This is a genomic window from Variovorax sp. YR266 (assembly GCF_900107295.1).
Taxonomy (GTDB): Bacteria; Pseudomonadota; Gammaproteobacteria; order Burkholderiales; family Burkholderiaceae_C; genus Variovorax.
In genome coordinates this window covers 640007-658299 of record NZ_FNPM01000002.1, presented here as the reverse complement: position 1 = coordinate 658299, position 18293 = coordinate 640007, and the positions used below count along the sequence as shown (strand labels likewise).

The following is an 18293-nucleotide window of genomic DNA, read 5'->3' as shown; positions in this document are numbered from 1 at the left end:
GCCGGGGATGAGCACAAGAGGACCACGTACGTTGACCACTGAACCCAATCCCACGCGCTTCGGCAGCGGCCAGGCGGTGCGCCGCCTCGAAGACGAAAGCCTGCTGTCAGGCGCCGGCCGCTACACCGACGACGTCACGCTCCCCGATCAGGCGCATCTCGTTTTCCTCCGATCCTCCTACCCGCACGCACGCATTGTCTCGATCGACACCAGTGCCGCCGCCGCCATGCCCGGCGTGCTGCGCGTGATCACGGGCGCGGAAATGGCCCAGGCCGGCGTCAAGCCCATGCCGGGCGCCGCGGGCTTCAAGCGCGCAGACGGCAGCGACAGCGCCAGCCCGCCGCGCTACGCCATCGCGCATGAGCGCACGCGCTTCGTCGGCGAGGCAGTGGCCGCCGTGGTGGCCGACACGGTGCAGCAGGCCCGCGATGCGGCCGAAGCCATCGTGGTCGACTACGAAGACCTGCCCATGGTGGTCGACCTCGCAAGCGCCACCGCCGACGGTGCCCCGCAGTTGTGCGAAGAAGCCTCCGGCAACGTAGCCGCCGAAATGCGCCACGGCAGCAGCGAGGCCGCGATCGCCGCCTTCGCCAAGGCCAGCCATGTGGTTGCGCTCGACGTGAACAACCAGCGCGTGGTCGCCCTCACGATCGAGCCGCGCTCCGTGCTCGCGGTGCGCGACGGCGAAACCGGCCGCCTCATGATCCGCATGAGCACGCAGATGCCCTCCGGCGTTCGCGATTCCGTCTGCGCCGCCATCGGCCTTGCCAAGGAAAAGGTGCGCGTGGTGGTGGGCGACGTCGGCGGAGGCTTCGGCATGAAGACCGGCGCCTATCCCGAAGACATCGCCGTCGCCTTCGCCGCGCTGCAAGTCAGCCGGCCGGTGAAGTGGGTGGCCGACCGCAGCGAGGAATTTCTCTCGAGCGCACACGGCCGCGACATCGAGGCGCGTGCCGAAATGGCACTCGACGCCAGCGGCAAGATCCTGGCCCTGCGCATCAAGACCCTTGCCAACGTGGGCGCGTACGCCACCGGCACCGGCGTCGCGATCCAGCTGCTGATCGGCCCCTGGGTGCAGACCAGCGTCTACGACATCCAGACCATCGACTTCCATTTCAAGGCGGTGCTCACCAACACCGCGCCCACCGGCGCCTACCGCGGCGCTGGCCGCCCTGAGGCCATCTTCACCATCGAGCGGCTGATGGACGAGGCCGCGCGCCAGACCGGCATCGACCGCATCGTGCTGCGCCGCCGCAACTTCATCCGCCCCGAGCAGATGCCGTACAAGAACCCGATGGCGCAGACCTACGACACCGGCAACTTCGAGTCGGTGATGGACCAGGCGCTGACGCTCGCCGACTGGCAGGGCTTCGAGACCCGCGCGGCCGAGTCGGCCAGCAAGGGAAAGCACCGCGGCCTGGGCATTGCCACGTTCCTCGAATGGACCGGCGGCAACGTGTTCGAAGAGCGCGTCACGGTCTCGGTGCAGGCAGATGGCGTGATCGAGGTGTTCTCCGCCGTCAATGCCATGGGGCAGGGCATTGCCACCTCGCTGGCCCAGTTGGCCGTCGATGCCTTCGGCGTGCCCATCGAGAAGGTGCGCGTGGTGCTTGGCGACACCGATCGAGGCGACGGCTTCGGCAGCGCCGGCTCGCGCTCGCTGTTCACCGGCGGCTCGGCCGTGCGCATCGGCGCCGAGCGCACCATCGACAAGGCGCGCGAACTGGCCGCGCAGGAGTTCGAAGCTTCCATCGACGACATCGTCTACAGCCGTGGCGTCTTCAACGTGGCTGGCACTGACCTCGAACTCGACCTCTTCGCGCTCGCCGCCAAGCAGCCCGAGCGCGAAATCTTCGTCGACTCCACCAGCACCGTGGCCGGCCCGACCTGGCCCAACGGCTGCCACATCTGCGAGATCGAGATCGATCCGCCCACCGGCGAAATCAGCGTGGTGGCCTACAGCTCGGTCAACGACGTGGGCCGCGTCATCAACCCGATGATCGTGCGCGGCCAGCTCGAAGGCGGTGCGGTACAGGGCATCGGGCAGGCGCTGTACGAGCAGGTGGTGTACGACCACGAAACCGGCCAGCCCGTCACCGGCAGCCTGATGGACTACGCGGCCCCGCGCGCCGACATCGTCGACACCATGTTCAACATGGAGATGGACGAATCGACGCCGTGCAAGAACAACCCGCTGGGCGTGAAGGGCGTGGGCGAGCTCGGCACCATCGGCGCCACACCGGCCATCGTGAATGCGGTGGCCGACGCCTTCGCGCGCAACGGCCTGGCCACGCGTGCTCCGCGCCTGCACATGCCGCTGAGCCCTGCACGCGTGTGGCAGGCCATGCAAACGGTCGATTGAGCAATCGTTTCCGTGGGACAGAAAGGCGCCGGCCATGCTCGTCACCACCGAACTGCAGACCGACCCGATCCGCGTCTCCAGCTACCGCTGCGACGCGGGCCCCGACGCGCAGCCCTTCACCGAGCTGCACGAGGGCTATTCGGTCTCGTATGTGCGCAAGGGCAGCTTCGGCTACCGCACGCGCGGCCATGCCTACGAGCTGGTCGCCGGTTCGGTGCTGGTCGGCTGTCCGGGCGATGAATATGTCTGCACGCACGATCACCATGTCTGCGGCGACGAGTGCCTGGCCTTTCACCTTTCGCCGGGTTTCGTCGACCTGATCGGCGGCGACCAGAAAACCTGGCGCACCGGCGGCCTGCCGCCCCTGGCCGAGCTCGTGGTCATCGGCGAACTCGCGCAGGCCGCGGCCGATGGGCAGAGCGACGTGGGCCTGGATGAACTGGGCATGTGGTTCGCGAGCCGTTTCGTCGAAGTCGTGTCCGATCAGACCAAGCCCAAGACCGCGCCCGTCGCTGTGGCACGCGACCGCCGCCGCGCGGTCGATGCCGCGATGTGGATCGACGCCCACTCGCAGCACGACATCGGCCTCGACGGCGCGGCTGCCGAGGCTGGCCTGAGCTCCTTCCATTTCCTGCGGTTGTTCTCGCAGGTGCTGGGCGTCACGCCGCACCAGTACCTCGTGCGCTCGCGCCTTCGGCATGCCGCGCGCCTGCTGGCCGACGACGACAGCCGGCCCGTGACCGAGGTCGCGCTCGACGTGGGCTTTGCCGACCTCAGCAATTTCGTGCGTACCTTTCACCGCGCCGCTGGTGTATCGCCGGGCAGCTTCCGCAAGGCGGCACAGGGCGACCGCAAGATTTTCCAAGACCGCATTGCCGCGCTCTTCCATGATGACCGCCTGATCCATCCATCGAGCAGGAAGCCATCATGTACGACCACATCGGACTGAAAGTCAAAGACCTCGCCGCGAGCCGCCGCTTCTACGAAGCCGCGCTCGCGCCGCTCGGCCATGTGCCGGGCCCGCATGACGACAGCTATGCGGGCATCGGCCCGGCTGACGAGCCCGCGCTGTGGCTCTACGCGGCCAAGAGCGCGAAAGGGCCCGGCACCCACATCGCCTTCCGCGCGCCGAACCACGAGGCCGTGGCCGCCTTTCACAAGGCTGGCCTGAAAGCAGGCGGCACCGACAACGGCGGCGCGGGCCCGCGGCCGGACTACAGCCCGACCTACTACGCGGCGTTTCTCATCGATCCCGACGGGAACAACGTCGAAGCTGTCTGCCCCTGAAGCGAGGTTTGCCATGGCCACGGTCTACAAGGAATTCATTGTCGAGGCGGATGCAGCCCATGTGTGGGACGCGCTGCGCGACTTCGGCGCGGTGCATACGCGGCTCGCGCCGAGTTTTCTCATCGGCTGCACGATCGACGCCGAGGGTGCCCGCATCCTCACCTTCGCCAACGGGCTTGTCGCGCGCGAGGTGCTGGTAGGCATCGACGACGCTCATCGCCGGTTGGCCTACACCGTCACCGGTGGACAGGCCGCGCATCACCACGCAACGGCGCAGGTGTTCGAGGAAGGTGCGGGTCGTTCACGCTTCGTCTGGATCACCGACGTGCTGCCCGACGCCATGGCGGCCTACATCGGGCCGATGATGGAGCAGGGCGGTGCGGCCATGAAGGCCACGCTCGAAGGGCGTACCGTTTCGGTGGCCGCCTAGAAATCTTCCAGCGGCAGGCCGACGTAGTTCTCCGCCAGCGCGGTGGAGGCAGCGGTCGAATGCACCAGGTAGTCGAGCTCGGCCTCCTGGATCTTCTGGCCGAAGGCGCCCGTTTCCGGAAATTGGTGCATCAGAGAGGTGAACCACCACGAGAAGCGCTCGGCCTTCCAGACGCGGCGCAGGCAGAGGTCGGAGTAGCGGTCCAGCGCCGAGGCTGATTTCTCGCTGTAGAAGATCTCGAAAGCGCGTGAGAGATAGCCCACGTCGGCAGTTGCCAGGTTCAGCCCCTTGGCGCCCGTCGGCGGCACGATGTGCGCTGCGTCACCCGCCAGGAACAGCGAACCGAAGCGCATCGGCTCGGCGACGAAGCTGCGCAGCGGTGCAATGCTTTTCTCGAGTGAAGGTCCCGTCACCAGCCGTTCGCGCGCTTCGGGGTCGAGGCGCGCGCGCAGTTCGTTCCAGAAGGCCTCGTCGCTCCAGTTCTCCACGCGCTCTTCGGTGGGCACCTGCACGTAGTAGCGGCTGCGCGTGGCGCTGCGCATGCTGCACAGCGCGAAGCCGCGTTCGGTATTCGCGTAGATCAGCTCGTGCGACACCGGCGGCACGTCGGCCAGCACGCCGAGCCAGCCGAAGGGGTAGACCTTCTCGTAGGTGTGGATTGCATCGGCCGGCACGCTCGCGCGGCTCACGCCGTGGTAGCCGTCGCAGCCGGCGATGAAGTCGCATTCGATCTCGTGCGTCTGGCCGTCTTTCTCGTAGCGCACGCGCGGCTTGCCCGAATCGAAGTCATGCAGGCTGACATTCGCCGCGCTGTAGATGGTGGTGAGCCCCTCGGCCGTGCGCGCTTCCATCAGGTCGCGCGTCACTTCGGTCTGGCCGTACACCGTGACCTGCTTGCCGCCCGTGAGGCCGTGCATGTCGATGCGGTGGCGTGCCCCCTTGAACAGCAGCTCGATGCCCTCGTGCGGCAACCCTTCGGCCTTGGCACGGGCGTCGACGCCGGCACGCGCCAGCAGGTCCATCGTGACCTGTTCCAGCACGCCGGCGCGGATGCGGCCCAGCACATAGTCGCCGCTCTGGCGCTCGACGATGACGTTGTCGATGCCAGCCTTGTGCAGAAGCTGCCCGAGCAGTAGGCCGGCGGGGCCGGCGCCGATGATCGCGACCTGGGTGCGCATGTTCGTGTCTCCGAGAGGGTTTCGTGGAGCGTAGGCCGCATGCGGGCGTCTGTGGCGGTGGCTCGCGAGGCTCTGTGCGATCATGCGAACGCGTGCGCGATGATCGCGCAACACTTCGACCGGACGACGAACCACCGACGCATGACCATCGCCAAAGCCGACTTCATCGAGGGCATCGCCAAGGGAATGGCGGTGCTCGAAAGCTTCGACACCGAGCGCCAGCGCCTCAATGCCACGCTGGCCGCCGAGCGCGCCGGCCTCACACGCGCCGCGGCCCGCCGGCATCTGCTGACGCTGGCCCACCTGGGCTACCTGGAAACCGACGGCAGCTATTTCTGGATGGCGCCGAAGGTGCTGCGCTTCTCGGGCAGCTATCTCGCATCGTCGCGCCTGCCGCGCGCGCTGCAGCCTACGCTGAACCGGCTCGCGGCGCAGACCGGCGAGTCGTTCTCGGCGGTGGTGCTCGACGGGGAAGAGGTGGTCATCGTCGCGCGCAGCGGCAGCTATGGCACGCCAACCCGCGTGCTGGCCTATGGCCTGCACCTCGGTGCACGGCTGCCTGCGCATGCCACCTCCACCGGCCGTGTCCTGCTGGCGGCGCTGGCGCCGACCCAGTTCACGCAATGGCTCAAGGGCCGTCATCTCGCGCGGCTCACGCCCAACACAGTGACGCAGGCGCGCGGCCTGCGGCAGCTGATTGCCCGCGCGCGCAAGGACGACTATTGTTTTGCCAGCGAGGAGCACGAGCTCGGCGTGCAGGCGCTGGCGGTGCCGCTGCGCGACATGCAGGGCCACACGGTGGCCGCGCTCAATGTGGTGCTGTCGGGCACGCGCTATCAGGAAGAGACCCTGCAGCGGGACATGCTGCCGCTGCTCTTCGAGGCCGCACGCGAAGTCCGTTCGTTGCTCTGATCTGAACTTTGGCCGTGGCCCGTGCCTCGAACCCCCGAAACGGACACAACCATGCGACTCCTCCTTCTAGAAGACGACGTGATGATCGGCGAGGCTGTACTCGACCTGCTGCGCGCCGAACAGTACGCGGTGGACTGGGTAAAAGACGGCGAAGCCGCCGAATCCGCCCTGCGCACCCAGCAATACGATCTCGTGATGCTCGACCTCGGCGTGCCGCGGCGCGACGGCCTCGAGGTGCTGCGCAACCTGCGCGCACGCAAGCAGCGGATGCCGGTGCTGATCGCCACCGCGCGCGACTCGGTGCAGCAGCGCATCGAAGGCCTCGATGCAGGCGCCGACGACTACGTGCTCAAGCCCTACGACCTCGACGAACTGCTGGCTCGCATCCGCGCCCTGTTGCGCCGCGCGGCCGGGCGCGCCGAGCCGGTGTACGAGCACATGGGCGTGAGCATCAATCCGGCCACGCGCGAGGTCACCGTGACCGGCCAGCCGGTGGTGCTGTCGGCCCGCGAATGGGCCGTGCTGGAGCCCCTGCTCGCGCGGCCCGGCATGGTGCTGTCGCGTGCCCAGCTCGAGGAAAAGCTCTACAGCTGGAAGGACGAGATCAGCAGCAACGCGGTCGAGGTCTATGTGCACGGCCTGCGCAAGAAGCTCGGCGCCGAATTGATCCGCAACGTGCGAGGCGTCGGCTACATGGTGCCGAAGGTATGAGGAGGGCGCTGACCGGATCGCTGCGTGCACGGCTGCTTTGGTTCCTGCTGGCGGCCATCGTGCTCGCCGCGGGGGCGCAGGCGCTGGTGGCCTACCGCACCGTGCTCGCCGAGGCCGACGACATCTTCGACTACCACATGCAGCAGATGGCGCTTTCGTTGCGCGCAGGCCTGCCGCCGAGTGCGGCGGTAGGCGGCATCGGCACCGGTGAACAGAATTTCGATTTCGTCGTGCAGGTGTGGACCGCCGAAGGCGTGCGCATCTTCGAATCCGCCGAAGAGGCCGCGCTGCCGCAGCTAGCGGTGCTGGGCTTTGCCGACGTGCACGCGCGCGGCACCACCTACCGCGTGTTCTCGATGCAGACGCGCGGGTTGGTGATCCAGGTGGCGCAGGACATGGCGGCGCGGCGCCACATGGCCGGCACGCTGGCCTTGCGCACCATTGCGCCGGTGGCGCTGATGGCGCCGCTGCTGATGCTGGTCGTGTGGTGGGTCGTGAGCCGGTCGCTTGCCCCCGTGGCGCGCGTGCGCAAGCAGGTAGCGTCGCGTCAGGCAGACGACCTGTCGCCGGTAAGCGAGGAGAACCTGCCCGAGGAGGTACGTCCGCTGGTGCAGGAGCTGAACCTGCTGTTCGACCGCGTGCGCCATGCCTTCGATGCGCAGAAGCACTTCGTCGCCGATGCCGCGCACGAACTGCGCTCACCGCTGGCTGCTTTGAAGCTGCAGGTGCAGGGCCTGCAGCGCGCGCCCGACGATGCGTCGCGAGACCTCGCCGTGAGCCGGCTGGTGGCGGGCATCGACCGCGCCACGCGGCTCGTCGAGCAGATGCTCGCACTGGCCCGGCACGAGGCCAGCATGGCGGCCGGTGCCAAGCCCGAGCCGGTCGACCTGTCCGAGGTTGCGCGGCTCGCGGTGTCCGATGCCGTGGCGGCAGCGCAGGCGCGTGGCATCGACATCGGCATCGCCCATGCCGATGCGGCCGTGGTCAACGGCCAGTCAGAGGCCTTGCGCATGCTGCTGCGCAACCTGCTCGAGAACGCGATCAAGTACACGCCCATCGAGGGCCGGGTCGACATCGGCATCACCCACCAGGGCGACGCGGCCGAGCTCACCGTGGACGACAGCGGGCCGGGCCTGCCGCCCGATGAACGCGAGCGCGTGCTCGACCGCTTCTATCGCTCGGGCGAAACGCAGGCGCCCGGCAGCGGCCTGGGCCTGGCCATCGTCAAGTCGATTGCCGACCTGCACGGGGCGACGGTGGCGCTCGACCAGTCGCCCAGCCTCGGCGGGCTGCGCGTGCTGGTGCGCTTTCCCGCGGGCCGGGGCGTTTAAGCGGCGCTTAAGTCAGACCGACGACATTCCTTTCATCGTTTTGGCGCCCAAGCGCCCTGAAAGGAACCGACAAATGAACTCCCGTCTGACTTCGCCCCGCGCCCTGGTGATTGCCCTGGCGAGCGCGGGCGTGATCGGTGCCGTTGGTGCCGGTGCCTACACCAGCGCCCGTGCCGTGGGCACGCCGACCACCAATGCCACCGCCGTGGCGCCCGCGGCCATGGTCACGCTGCCCGACTTCTCGACCATCACCTCGCGCGACGGCCCGGCCGTGGTCAACATCAGCGTGACCGGCACCATGAAGGCCTCCGACGACGAGGCAGCCGCCGAGATCCAGGGCATCGACCCCGATGACCCGATGTTCCAGTTCTTCCGCCGCTTCCAGGGCCAGATCAACCCGCGCGGCCAGCAACAGCAGCAGCGCGAAGTGCCGGTGCGTGCGCAGGGCTCGGGCTTCATCGTCGACCCCAGCGGCATCATCATCACCAATGCCCACGTCGTGAAGGACGCGAAGGAAGTCACCGTCAAGCTGACCGACCGCCGCGAATTCCGAGCGAAGGTGCTCGGCGCCGACGCCAAGACCGACATTGCGGTGCTGAAGATCGACGCCAAGAACCTGCCCGTGCTCGCGCTCGGCAACACCAAGGACCTGAAGGTCGGCGAATGGGTGCTGGCCATCGGCTCGCCCTTCGGCTTCGAGAACACCGTGACGGCCGGCGTGGTGAGCGCCAAGGGCCGCTCGCTGCCCGACGACAGCTACGTGCCCTTCATCCAGACCGACGTGGCCGTGAACCCCGGCAACTCCGGCGGGCCGCTGCTCAACACGCGTGGCGAAGTGGTCGGCATCAACTCGCAGATCTACAGCCGCAGCGGCGGCTACCAGGGCGTGTCGTTCGCCATTCCGATCGACGTGGCGATCCAGGTGAAAGACCAGATCGTCGCGACCGGCAAGGCCACGCACGGCCGGCTCGGCGTGGCGGTGCAGGAAGTGAACCAGGCCTTTGCCGACTCGTTCAAGCTCGACAAGCCCGAAGGCGCGCTGGTCTCGAACATCGAGAAGGGCGGCCCCGGCGACAAGGCGGGCCTGAAGGCGGGCGACGTGATCCGCAAGGTCGACGGCCAGGCCATCGTGTCCTCGGGCGACCTGCCCGCGGTGATCGGCCAGCAGGCGCCGGGCAAGAAGGTCACGCTCGAAGTGTGGCGCCAGGGCGAACGCCAGGAATTGCAGGCCAAGCTCGGCGATGCGAGCGAGAAGCCCGCCAAGGTCGCGAAGGCAGATGCCGACGTGGGGCAGGGCAAGCTGGGCCTGGCGCTGCGTCCGCTGCAGCCGCAGGAAAAGCGCGAGGCCGCTGTCGAGAACGGGCTGCTGATCGAAGACGCGGCCGGTCCCTCGGCGCAGGCCGGGGTGCAGGCGGGCGACGTGCTGCTGGCCATCAACGGCACGCCGGCACAGAGCGTGGAGCAGGTGCGCGAAGTGGTGGCCAAGGCCAGCAACAAGTCGGTGGCGCTCTTGATCCAGCGCGGCGAAGACAAGATCTTCGTGCCGGTTCGCATCGGCTGATCGAAGGGACGACGGCCCGATGAAGCCGCCAGGCAAGCTGCAGCTGGAGGTGATCCACGAACGCTCGCCGGCCGGCGGCCTCTCGGCGCACATCCTGCCCACGTCGGCCACCATGATCGGCGTGTGCATGACCGTGATGTCGATCGGGCACCTCGGGCCGCGCGACGACATGCGGCTACTGATCGATCGCCTGCTGGCCGTCGACGCGCTGGTCTTCCTGGCCAGCGCGTTGCTGTCTTTCATCTCGATGCGCGCCCGCAGATCGGGTGCGCGGCTCGAAGCCTGGGGCGAGATGGTCTTTATCGCCGGCCTTGGCCTGCTGGCGCTGGGGGCGGTGACGCTGGCGTTCGCGCTGCGCTGAAAGAAGCTCCTCAGGCCCGTGCGCAGGGCCAGTCGAGCTGCATGCGCGCCCCCCCGGTTGCGGGGTCCACCGTTTCGATCTGCAGCCGCGCGCCGATGGACTGGGCTCGCGCATGCATGTTCGCGATGCCGTGTCCCCTGTGCTCACCACCGGGGGGCGCCGTCGGCAGGCCGCGTCCGTTGTCCGTGAGCACGATGCGCACCTGCGACGGAGTCTCGTCGCCGTGCCAGCTCGCATGCATCACGATGCGCGTGGCCGCCGCGTGCTTCAGCACATTGGTGAAGGCTTCGAGCAGGATGCGCTGCAGCTGCAGGGCCGCCCGCGCGGCGAAGGGCTCCAGCGGCGGAATGACCTCCACGTCCCACACCAGTTCGATGCCGGCTGCGTCGAGCCGCGGCTGCAGGCGGTAGCGCAGGGTGGCCAGCACGGTCGGCAGGTCGTCGTGCGTGGGCTGCAGCGAATCGACGGCCATGCGCATCTCGTCGAGCGCGAGCTTCACGTGCTCCTCGATCACGGCGCGGTCCGGCTTGGCCTGTGTCACCACGTTGAGCAGGCCCACGAGCTGCGAGCCCACGCCGTCGTGGATCTCCCGCATGATGCGCTGGCGCTCCAGCAGCACGGCCTGTTCCTGATTCTGCTGGCGCACGGTTTCGAAGGCGCTGCGCAACTGATCTTCGCGCTCCGCCACGCGGGCCGCGAGGTTGGTGTTGAGCGCGCGGTAGTCGGCCACGGTGCGGCTGTAGCGCTCGACCACGAGGCCGGCCAGGATCATCACGAAGAAGAACATCGCGTGCGCCGTCAGAGTGAAGTCGGCGCCGCCGAAAAGGCCCATGCGCACCAGCAGCAGATCGTGCGCGCCGGCCAGGATGGCCAGCGTGCCCGCCGCCATCAGCACGCCCGCAATGCGCCGCCGATCCACCAGCGCGCCGTACACCACGTAGGGCAGGCAGACGATGCTGGTCAGCTGCAGGACGACCAGGCCGGCGGTCCACAACGAAGGCCGCGCAAAGGCGAAAGAGGCGCAGGCCAGCGTGACCGACAGCGCGAGTGCGGCGTGGATCGAGCGCACCAGCCACGGCGGATTGCGCTCGAGCACCAGCAGCACGAAGCGCGCGATCAGCCCGATGTGGCAGGCATAGCAGACCGCCACCACGGCACCCCACAGCGGCCAGGGAATCGGCACGTCGGGCCACACGCGGTCGAGGTTGCGCGCCACGCCCGAGAGCGCAGCCAGCGCGAAGCAGCCGTAGAGCGCATCGCGCTGGCGCAGCCACAGGCCGCCGGCGATGCCGCCCATCAGCAGCAGGCTGACGGCATACACGATGGCCGAGGTGTTGCGCCAGCTTTGCCGGTCGCGATAGAGCACCGCGAGCGAGGCCTCGGTGCCGTACTGGACGCTGGCCAGCCCCGCGCCGCGCTGGCGCTGGATGGTCGTGCGCACGACCAGCGACTGCGGCTGGCCCGTACGGTGCAGCACGGCCGGAACCGGGACCAGCAGGTTGCTCTTGGTCGCGTCGTGCTTCGGCACGCCCAGCGTGCCGAAGCTGGCCACCAGCGCGTCGTTGAACGAGATCGTCACCTGGTTGCCCGCGCCCGACATCAGCAGGGCCGCGGGTTCATCGCCCGGCACTGCGGCGGCAGGCAGGTCGATGCGGTAGGTCGCCTTGCCCCCGAGGCCGGGAAACTCGTGGTCCCAGCGAAAGGGCAACTGCACCCGGCGCTTCTGCGCCGGCAGGCCATCAGGTTCGAGCGTGGCCTCGGCCGAGCTTATGTCGATGGTGGAGCCGGGCGTCCCGGCGGCATGGGCGTGGACGCCCGCCAGCGCAAGCCACAGGCACAGCAGCGCCGCAAAGAGCTGGCGATGAATGCCGCCGGCCACACTAGGGAAGCCAACCGAGGTTGCGCGCCTCGAACACCGCTTCCGATTTGTTGTGCACATCCAGCTTGCCGTAGATATTGCGGATATGGGTTTGGACCGTCGACGCCGAGACTCCCATCTGCGTTCCGACTTCGACATAGGTGAAACCACGAGAGACCAGGTCGAGCACCTCGAACTCGCGTGGCGACAGGCGTTCGGGAGCGATCGTCGAAGCGCTCGGTGCGGTGCTGGCGGGCTTGGCGGCAGCGGGTTGCTGTTGCCGTGGCGCTCCGCCCGAATGAGCCTGCCAGCGCCGCAGCAGCTTGCGCGCGATCACCGGCGACATCGGCGAGCCGCCGGCGCGCAGGTGGCGGATGTGGGTGGCGAGGTCGGCCTCGGTGCCGTCTTTCAGCAGGTAGCCGCTGGCTCCGGCTTCGAAGGCCTGGACCATGTTGGCCTCGTCGCCGAAGATCGACAGCACCATTACCGCGCAGGCCGGCTGCATGTTGCGGCACTGGCTGATCACCTGCAGCCCGGGGCGGTCGGGCAGGCCGAGGTCGACCAGCAGCACGTCGATGGGGTTGTCGACCAGCCAGCCGAGGATGTCGGCGGCGTTGGAGGCGCTGTAGGCCAGGCTCAGCGACGGATCGGCATCGACCACGCGCGAGATGCGCTCGCGCATGCCGGTGTCGTCTTCGACGAGGGCAACCTGTGTTTCTGCGGTCATGCTCGCGCCGGCCCGGGGAGGCTGTATGCGCTCATGCAGGACGTGGGGGCGAGGCGCATGGAGAAGGCTCTGGGTTGCTGCTGGATGGCGCAAAGAGTAGAGGGCGGCCCACGTGCCGCCCATCCTATATACGGGGGAGGCGGCCCACCGCTTTCCGTGGCTTGCGCGCAGCCTTGCCGAGCCGCTCGGCCACGAGCGCCAGGTGCTCGACCAGTTCCTTCGGCGATTCGACCTCGAAGTCATGCGGCAGGCAGCCAAGCCAGACGGCCAGCGCGTCGAGCGAATTGGCGCCGGTGGCGATGCGCGTAGAGCCTTCGTCGATGGCCTGCGGCGTGCCGCTGACCCAGCCGAGGTACGGCTCGAGCGCCTTGGCAGATGCATGCACCACGACCTGCGCATGGTGCAGATAGGGCGACACCTGCAGCGCGTGTTCCATGTAGGCCGCAACGTCGCCGTGGGGCAGTCGGCGCGGCGTGAATCGCGCGCCGGTGGGCGTGGGTTCGACGATGCGGTCGAGGCGGAAGGTGCGCCAGTCCTGGCGCGTCGTGTCCCAGGCCAGCAGGTACCAGCGCTGCCCGGTCTGCACCACGCGGTGCGGCTCCACCGTGCGTTCGGTGACGGCGTCGTGGTGGTCGCGGTAGCCGAAGCGCAGTTCGAGCCGGTCGGTGCACGCCTCGGCAAGAAAGGACACGGCCTTCAGGCGCACCGGCGACTTGCCGCGCAGCACCGGCACCACCGACGCGCGCACGCTGTCGAGCCGGCGGCGCAGTCGCGGCGGCATCAACTGTTCGAGCTTGGCCAGCGCGCGCATCGAGGCGTTCTCGATGTCGCCCGCGGCGCCGACCGGGTTGCCCAGGCCGAGCGCGACGGCGATGGCTTCTTCGTCCTCCAGCAGCAGCGGGGGCAGGGCAGTGCCCGCGCCCAGCCGGTAGCCGCCTGCCACGCCGGAGGTGGAATCGACCGTGTAGCCGAGGCTGCGCAGGCGGTCCACGTCGCGGCGCAAGGTGCGCTCGGTGATTTCGAGCCGGGCGGCGAGTTCGGCGCCCGTCCAGGAGCGTTGTGCCTGGAACAACGAAAGAAGCCGGATCAGGCGTGCAGAGGCAGACAGCATGTGCGCATGATGCCCGCGATCGAGGACAGGATCTGTCCGCAATGGGTCGTAGCCTTGGCTTTCATCTCAACCCCGGGACACAGACCCATGAAGAAGACATACAACGGCAGCTGCCATTGCGGCAAGGTTCGCTTCCAGGCCCTGATCGATCTCGCCGAGGGCACGGGCAAATGCAATTGCTCGATCTGCACCAAGGCCCGCGCATGGGGCGCGATCGTGAAGCCGGAGGCCTTCACGCTGCTGTCGGGAGAAGAAGACTTGTCGCTGTACCAGTTCAACACGCACAGCACCGAGCACCTGTTCTGCAGGCACTGCGGCATCCGGTCGTTCGGGCGCGGCAATGTGCCCGAGATCGGTGGTGCCTACGTCAGCGTGAACGTGAGCTGCCTGGACGACGTCACGCCGCAAGAGCTGTCGGCGGCACCCGTCCGGTACATGGACGGGCGCAACAACAACTGGTTCGAGCCGCCGGCCGAAACGCGCTGCCTCTGAACGAGGCGGGCCGGCCGGCGATGTGCGCTACTGCGCCTGCTTGCTGCTGCGGCGCTGCTGCTTTGCTGCTCCCGGCGCCGAGGTTTGCGAGGGCGCCGCACCGCCGTCCACGCCCAGGCGGCCGCCACCGCCGAGGCCCTGGCCGCGCACCGTCTGCGCCTTGTAGTTGCGCAGCGAGCGGACCATCTGGTTGAACGCGTCCATGAAGGCCGCGGCAATCACCTTGCCCTGCGGCGTGCGCGTGTAGCCGCCAATGCCGCCCGCGGCGGAAAGGCCGCCCAGGCCCGCAAAGCCCGCGAAGTCGGTCTTGGAGGCGCTGCCTTCGGCGGCCGCAACCTGCACGCCAGAGCGGTTGTCGATCAGGGTCAGCAGCGCGCTGGCTTCCTTGGTCTGCATGCTCGCGCCCAGTTGGGCGATGGCGCGGCCGCGGCCGCCACCTACCAGGCCGCCGAGCGCGCCACCCAGGCCGCCGGCGTCGCTGTTGCTGAAGACGATCTCGGGCGACAGGCCGTAGTCGGAAGCCACCATCTGGCCGCGACCGAAGTTGCTGCCGCCGCGCATCTCGCCCGACTGCATCAGCGCGCGCTCGCGCGTCATGGCGTTCATGCCGGCTGCACCGCGCTCGACCACCACGAAGCAGTTCGATTGCTGCACCAGCAGGCGCAGCAGGTTGGCAGTGGGAGGCAGCTTGTATTCGCCGGTGAGGATGGTGTACCAGCCGGCATTGACGTTCTCGATCAGCGAGACCGTGCCGAGTGGCGAATCGCAGCGCTCGAGCTGGCTGCTTTCGCCGGAGGTTGCGCTGCCTGCGGCGCTGCCGGTGGCCACGGTCTTGGCCGATTGGCTGCCCATTTGCATGTCCATGGTCTGGCAGCCTGAAAGGGCCAGCAGGCCCGCGAGTGCACTTGCGAGAGAGAGTTTGGAAAAAGCCATGTCCGATCTGTCAGGTGAAAAGAATGAAATGCCCGGTGCGGACGTCGCTTGATCAAGACCGAAGATGGAATTGCCATGGCCTGTACGACCTCCCGATTCGACGCGCCGCCGGCGACCGCGCGAACATACATTCCGCGTGTCCGGTGCACCAGTGCCGAAAGTCATGGGCATGCGGGCGTGGCCCACCCGGCAGCTACAGTCGGGCCTTCACTCCGAGGAGCTTTCAGATGGCAACCAGGAAGAACGTCGTTGGAGAAGCGGCAGCGGAACTGACCCGCCAGCAGGTGCAGCAGGCCCTGGCCATCGCAGGGGCCTCGAACTTCGCCGGAGCCGCCGACCCGGCTTTCGTCGGCTCCATCCTGGTGGCCCTGGCCGTCAACACCAGCGCCGTGAGCGCGACCATCGACAGCGCAAGGGACCGCACCAGCGTCGTCATGAAGCACTGATCGACCGGCCTGGAGGCACGGGCATCGTCAACGCGTGTATTCGCCGTTGGCCTCGGGCTGGAACAGCACAGCGACCACGCGCGCCGCGCCTTCCGCGCCGTTGGGCATCTGCCAGCGTGCGAGCGTGCCCGTTCTCACGCCCAGCAGGCCGATGCCTACGGGCGACAGCACCGAGACGAAGCCCTCACCCGGCTGCGCGTCGCCGGGGTAGCAGAGGGTGATCTTCTGCCGCTGGTGCGTGGCAGGGTCTTCCACCTCCACTTGGGAATTCATCGTCACGATGTCCGGAGGGACCTCGCGCGAGGGCAGCACGTCCGCTGCGTCGAGAAGCTCGGTGAGCGCGGGAGGAAGCTGCTGGCCCGGCAGTTTGCCGAGACGGACGAAGTCGAGTTCGGTGAGCGTGCGCTCCCCGTGAATGGTTGCAAGCATGAAGCACTCCAGTTGAATGCGACCTCGCCCTGTGCAGGAGAGCGGGCGAAGTCGCTGCCGCGCGGCGCGTGCCCGGCGGTCAATGGTTCGCGCATCAGGAAGGAAGGTAGCGGACCGCCGGGCTCAGGAAAGTGCGGAGGTGTGTCGCAAGACCGCCGTAGTCGCCGCAGCGGCAACATCCGCACGACGGCCTGCCGCTGCCTGGGGCAGGGCTGCGCGTGCAGGGTGTTTGCGGAACACGGACGAGGGGGCCATCCGGACGAGTGTAGGGACGTGCTGCGAGGCCATCAAGCAATGGCCTCACGTGCCTTGCCGGTAAGCGCGGTGTGGTCCGAGGTGTTGCCTGAAGAAGGCCAGCACCTGTGCATTGAAGTCGGCATGGAAGGCGGCGCGGTCGAAATCCGGGCGATCGCGGCAGATCTGCGCCATTGCCTGCGCCATGGTCGGCGGGCAGGGGGCCACGAAGGCGAAGTGCGTGGCGCCTGGCACCATGTGCCATTCCGGCTTGACGGGCAGGTCGCGGCGAAGCCCTTCAACGTAGCGCGGGGCAACGCCATCGCCTCCGAAGGCCGAGGCCCACAGCTGTATCGGAAGCGTTACGCCCTTCAGGCCGCTGGCGTCGAAGGCAGTCAGGGGATCGACGATGACTGCGGCCTTGATGCGGTCGTCCCGCGGCGGCATTTGCGGCAGTTCGTTGCGGCGGATTTCTCCGCACAGCGGGACCGTGGAAGCTGGCGGGCACAGGTCTTCGCGCAACCGGAAGTCCGGAACGGCGCCTACCGAGACGAGGCCGGTGTAGCCGCCCGCCGAGAAGCCAAAGAAGCCGATCCGATTCGCATCGAGCGCGGCGCGTCCGGGCCAGGCGCCGAGCATGTAGTCGACCAGCCGCTTCATGTCAGCCGGCCGCGTGGCGTAGACCGACAGATGGGCCGCGCCGCTCATGTCCTGAAAGTTGTGGCCCGGGTGGTTGATGGCAGCCACGACGAAGCCCGCGTCGGCAAGCGTGGCTGCTGTGTCGTGGTGAAGGAGAGATGAGCCACCCTTGCTGTGCGAGACCACGACCAGCGGCAGTTGCGTGCCGGAGATCGGGCAGTTCCTGGTGCCCTCGATGACCAGCGGATCGACTGCGATCTTGCCTGCGGGTACATCGCAGGGTGTCCACACTGCACCGAGCAGCGCCGGGCCGTCTTTGCTGGCGGGCACTTCGATGAGGCCGAAACCCGCGGCGTGCGCCAGGCCGGCGCAAAGGCAGAGGGCGACGAGGAAGAGGCAGCGGCGCCACGAGCTCATGACGTGCTCGCGCGTCGGATGGGAATCAGCAGATCGGTGCGCAGTTCGGCCGGCGAGACCTTGCGGGACGAGTTCAGGTAGTGCTCCAGCGTGGGCCGGTCGTCCGGCTCGTAGCCGCTGGCCGGCAGCCACCGGACATAGAGGGCGCGCACGGCCGCGTTGATCTGGGAGTAGGGGCCGGCCAGGCGGTGCACGGCGTAGCAGCCACCGGGAATGTCGAGCATCTGGACCTCGGCGTCTTCCGGCCAAGGGTCGGGCGATGCGACGGCGGCGTAGTACCTGAAGCTGGCCGAGTCTTCGGGTTCGTTGAACGAGGCGCCCCACCGGTCCGAGATGACTCGCCCACCGGCCTGCAGGCGCAGCCGCCGATGGGTATGGGGAATGGTCGCGAATGACCCCTGGTGCCGCAGCGCGTGCAGCCGCTGCGCCGGGCACTCGACGATCCGCACGGCCGGTGCAGCGCCTTCGTTGTTCTCACCGGAACGCGGCAGCGCATCGACGTCGAGGATCGCCCGCGACATCTGCTGCTGGAATGCGCGCGGCGACTGTCCGGTGAACTGGCCGAAGGCGCGCGTGAAGGCTTGCGGGCTCTCGTAGCCCACGGCCAGCGCGACCTGCGTGACGCTCTGGGTACCGCCTTCCAGCAGGCGGGTGGCGAGCGCCAGCCGAACGCGGCGGACCGTGGCGGCCACCGTTTCGCCGGCCACGCTTGCGTAGACGCGGTGGAAGTGAAAGGGCGAGAAGTGCGCGAGCCGCGCGAGGTCTTCGAGCCGGTGATCGGCCATCGGGTCCGCGACGATGGCCGCGACTGCGCGCGCCACGCGGGCCCGGTAGTCCTGCTCGGTTCGACGGCTTTCCATGCGCGGGAGTTTGC

General features: G+C 68.3%; 19 protein-coding genes. 11 read left to right on the top strand and 8 right to left on the bottom strand.

The window, feature by feature from the left end:
- Window positions 1-31: 31 nt before the first annotated feature.
- Genes BLW48_RS08670 through BLW48_RS08655 form a run of 4 tightly spaced genes read left to right on the top strand, consistent with a single transcriptional unit; the run spans window position 32 to window position 4079 of the window.
- The gene (locus tag BLW48_RS08670; RefSeq protein ID WP_093054442.1) at window positions 32-2362 is read left to right on the top strand and encodes a xanthine dehydrogenase family protein molybdopterin-binding subunit; all 2331 of its coding nucleotides are present in this window, start codon (window positions 32-34) and stop codon (window positions 2360-2362) included.
- Window positions 2363-2396: 34 nt separating this feature from the next.
- The gene (locus BLW48_RS08665) at window positions 2397-3311 is read left to right on the top strand and encodes a helix-turn-helix domain-containing protein (protein ID WP_093174054.1); all 915 of its coding nucleotides are present in this window, start codon (window positions 2397-2399) and stop codon (window positions 3309-3311) included.
- Complete coding sequence (locus BLW48_RS08660) at window positions 3290-3649, top strand: VOC family protein (protein ID WP_093174052.1); 360 nt, start codon at window positions 3290-3292, stop codon at window positions 3647-3649. Before BLW48_RS08665 ends, BLW48_RS08660 begins: the two co-directional genes overlap by 22 nt.
- A 13-nt stretch (window positions 3650-3662) precedes the next feature.
- A complete protein-coding gene (locus BLW48_RS08655; RefSeq protein ID WP_093174050.1) occupies window positions 3663-4079 on the top strand; it encodes an SRPBCC family protein in 417 nt (138 codons plus the stop codon).
- On the opposite strand, the gene pobA is transcribed toward BLW48_RS08655, so the two are convergent.
- Window positions 4076-5257 carry a 4-hydroxybenzoate 3-monooxygenase gene (gene pobA, locus BLW48_RS08650; RefSeq protein ID WP_093174049.1) on the bottom strand — a complete coding sequence of 394 codons (1182 nt, stop codon included), beginning with the start codon at window positions 5255-5257 and terminating at the stop codon, window positions 4076-4078. The two genes, BLW48_RS08655 and pobA, sit on opposite strands and share 4 nt — an antisense overlap.
- Window positions 5258-5398: 141 nt before the next feature.
- On the opposite strand from pobA, the gene BLW48_RS08645 reads away from it, so the two are divergent.
- The 5 genes from BLW48_RS08645 to BLW48_RS08625 all read left to right on the top strand — a co-directional run bounded on the left by BLW48_RS08645 (window position 5399) and on the right by BLW48_RS08625 (window position 10133).
- The gene (locus tag BLW48_RS08645; protein WP_093054457.1) at window positions 5399-6169 is read left to right on the top strand and encodes an IclR family transcriptional regulator domain-containing protein; all 771 of its coding nucleotides are present in this window, start codon (window positions 5399-5401) and stop codon (window positions 6167-6169) included.
- A 51-nt stretch (window positions 6170-6220) separates the two neighbouring features.
- The gene (locus BLW48_RS08640; protein WP_093174047.1) at window positions 6221-6880 is read left to right on the top strand and encodes a response regulator; all 660 of its coding nucleotides are present in this window, start codon (window positions 6221-6223) and stop codon (window positions 6878-6880) included.
- Window positions 6877-8211: an ATP-binding protein gene (locus BLW48_RS08635; protein WP_093174045.1), complete on the top strand. Its 1335-nt coding sequence runs from the start codon at window positions 6877-6879 to the stop codon at window positions 8209-8211. The genes BLW48_RS08640 and BLW48_RS08635 overlap by 4 nt, the downstream gene beginning before the upstream one ends.
- Window positions 8212-8284: 73 nt before the next feature.
- The gene (locus BLW48_RS08630; protein ID WP_093074861.1) at window positions 8285-9772 is read left to right on the top strand and encodes a DegQ family serine endoprotease; all 1488 of its coding nucleotides are present in this window, start codon (window positions 8285-8287) and stop codon (window positions 9770-9772) included.
- 19 nt (window positions 9773-9791) lie between these two features.
- Window positions 9792-10133, top strand: a complete 342-nt coding sequence (locus BLW48_RS08625) for a hypothetical protein (RefSeq protein WP_093054465.1) — start codon at window positions 9792-9794, stop codon at window positions 10131-10133.
- Between the two features lie 10 nt (window positions 10134-10143).
- Here BLW48_RS08625 and BLW48_RS08620 read toward each other — a convergent pair whose 3' ends face one another.
- The 3 genes from BLW48_RS08620 to BLW48_RS08610 form a co-directional block, all read right to left on the bottom strand.
- A complete protein-coding gene (locus tag BLW48_RS08620; protein ID WP_256330734.1) occupies window positions 10144-12012 on the bottom strand; it encodes a sensor histidine kinase in 1869 nt (622 codons plus the stop codon).
- A 1-nt stretch (window position 12013) separates the two neighbouring features.
- The gene (locus tag BLW48_RS08615) at window positions 12014-12718 is read right to left on the bottom strand and encodes a response regulator transcription factor (protein ID WP_093054469.1); all 705 of its coding nucleotides are present in this window, start codon (window positions 12716-12718) and stop codon (window positions 12014-12016) included.
- Between the two features lie 124 nt (window positions 12719-12842).
- A complete protein-coding gene (locus BLW48_RS08610; RefSeq protein ID WP_093174040.1) occupies window positions 12843-13829 on the bottom strand; it encodes a helix-turn-helix transcriptional regulator in 987 nt (328 codons plus the stop codon).
- A gap of 87 nt (window positions 13830-13916) precedes the next feature.
- Between BLW48_RS08610 and BLW48_RS08605 the strand changes: the two genes are divergently transcribed.
- On the top strand, window positions 13917-14321 hold the full coding sequence (locus BLW48_RS08605; RefSeq protein ID WP_093174038.1) for a GFA family protein: 405 nt from the start codon (window positions 13917-13919) through the stop codon (window positions 14319-14321).
- Window positions 14322-14348: 27 nt separating this feature from the next.
- On the opposite strand, the gene BLW48_RS08600 is transcribed toward BLW48_RS08605, so the two are convergent.
- Window positions 14349-15254 (bottom strand): CsgG/HfaB family protein, encoded by a 906-nt coding sequence (locus tag BLW48_RS08600; protein WP_093054475.1) that lies wholly within the window; start codon window positions 15252-15254, stop codon window positions 14349-14351.
- 227 nt (window positions 15255-15481) lie between these two features.
- Here BLW48_RS08600 and BLW48_RS08595 point away from each other — a divergent pair, with 227 nt between their 5' ends.
- Window positions 15482-15700 carry a hypothetical protein gene (locus BLW48_RS08595; RefSeq protein WP_093174036.1) on the top strand — a complete coding sequence of 73 codons (219 nt, stop codon included), beginning with the start codon at window positions 15482-15484 and terminating at the stop codon, window positions 15698-15700.
- Between the two features lie 27 nt (window positions 15701-15727).
- On the opposite strand, the gene BLW48_RS08590 is transcribed toward BLW48_RS08595, so the two are convergent.
- From BLW48_RS08590 to BLW48_RS08580, 3 genes are all read right to left on the bottom strand, one after another.
- Window positions 15728-16129 (bottom strand): GreA/GreB family elongation factor, encoded by a 402-nt coding sequence (locus BLW48_RS08590; protein ID WP_093054479.1) that lies wholly within the window; start codon window positions 16127-16129, stop codon window positions 15728-15730.
- Between the two features lie 300 nt (window positions 16130-16429).
- Window positions 16430-17419 carry an alpha/beta hydrolase family protein gene (locus BLW48_RS08585; RefSeq protein ID WP_093174034.1) on the bottom strand — a complete coding sequence of 330 codons (990 nt, stop codon included), beginning with the start codon at window positions 17417-17419 and terminating at the stop codon, window positions 16430-16432.
- On the bottom strand, window positions 17416-18279 hold the full coding sequence (locus BLW48_RS08580) for an AraC family transcriptional regulator (protein WP_093174032.1): 864 nt from the start codon (window positions 18277-18279) through the stop codon (window positions 17416-17418). Before BLW48_RS08580 ends, BLW48_RS08585 begins: the two co-directional genes overlap by 4 nt.
- Window positions 18280-18293: the final 14 nt, after the last annotated feature.

What these genes read in the sequence shown, in the direction of transcription:
- BLW48_RS08665 (WP_093174054.1), top strand. Translation starts at nt 2,397, where the DNA reads ATGCTCGTCACCACCGAACTGCAGACCGACCCGATCCGCGTCTCCAGC.
- BLW48_RS08660 (WP_093174052.1), top strand. Translation starts at nt 3,290, where the DNA reads ATGTACGACCACATCGGACTGAAAGTCAAAGACCTCGCCGCGAGCCGC.
- BLW48_RS08655 (WP_093174050.1), top strand. Translation starts at nt 3,663, where the DNA reads ATGGCCACGGTCTACAAGGAATTCATTGTCGAGGCGGATGCAGCCCAT.
- pobA (WP_093174049.1), bottom strand. Translation starts at nt 5,257, where the DNA reads ATGCGCACCCAGGTCGCGATCATCGGCGCCGGCCCCGCCGGCCTACTG.
- BLW48_RS08645 (WP_093054457.1), top strand. Translation starts at nt 5,399, where the DNA reads ATGACCATCGCCAAAGCCGACTTCATCGAGGGCATCGCCAAGGGAATG.
- BLW48_RS08640 (WP_093174047.1), top strand. Translation starts at nt 6,221, where the DNA reads ATGCGACTCCTCCTTCTAGAAGACGACGTGATGATCGGCGAGGCTGTA.
- BLW48_RS08635 (WP_093174045.1), top strand. Translation starts at nt 6,877, where the DNA reads ATGAGGAGGGCGCTGACCGGATCGCTGCGTGCACGGCTGCTTTGGTTC.
- BLW48_RS08630 (WP_093074861.1), top strand. Translation starts at nt 8,285, where the DNA reads ATGAACTCCCGTCTGACTTCGCCCCGCGCCCTGGTGATTGCCCTGGCG.
- BLW48_RS08625 (WP_093054465.1), top strand. Translation starts at nt 9,792, where the DNA reads ATGAAGCCGCCAGGCAAGCTGCAGCTGGAGGTGATCCACGAACGCTCG.
- BLW48_RS08615 (WP_093054469.1), bottom strand. Translation starts at nt 12,718, where the DNA reads ATGACCGCAGAAACACAGGTTGCCCTCGTCGAAGACGACACCGGCATG.
- BLW48_RS08610 (WP_093174040.1), bottom strand. Translation starts at nt 13,829, where the DNA reads ATGCTGTCTGCCTCTGCACGCCTGATCCGGCTTCTTTCGTTGTTCCAG.
- BLW48_RS08605 (WP_093174038.1), top strand. Translation starts at nt 13,917, where the DNA reads ATGAAGAAGACATACAACGGCAGCTGCCATTGCGGCAAGGTTCGCTTC.
- BLW48_RS08600 (WP_093054475.1), bottom strand. Translation starts at nt 15,254, where the DNA reads ATGGCTTTTTCCAAACTCTCTCTCGCAAGTGCACTCGCGGGCCTGCTG.
- BLW48_RS08595 (WP_093174036.1), top strand. Translation starts at nt 15,482, where the DNA reads ATGGCAACCAGGAAGAACGTCGTTGGAGAAGCGGCAGCGGAACTGACC.
- BLW48_RS08590 (WP_093054479.1), bottom strand. Translation starts at nt 16,129, where the DNA reads ATGCTTGCAACCATTCACGGGGAGCGCACGCTCACCGAACTCGACTTC.
- BLW48_RS08585 (WP_093174034.1), bottom strand. Translation starts at nt 17,419, where the DNA reads ATGAGCTCGTGGCGCCGCTGCCTCTTCCTCGTCGCCCTCTGCCTTTGC.
- BLW48_RS08580 (WP_093174032.1), bottom strand. Translation starts at nt 18,279, where the DNA reads ATGGAAAGCCGTCGAACCGAGCAGGACTACCGGGCCCGCGTGGCGCGC.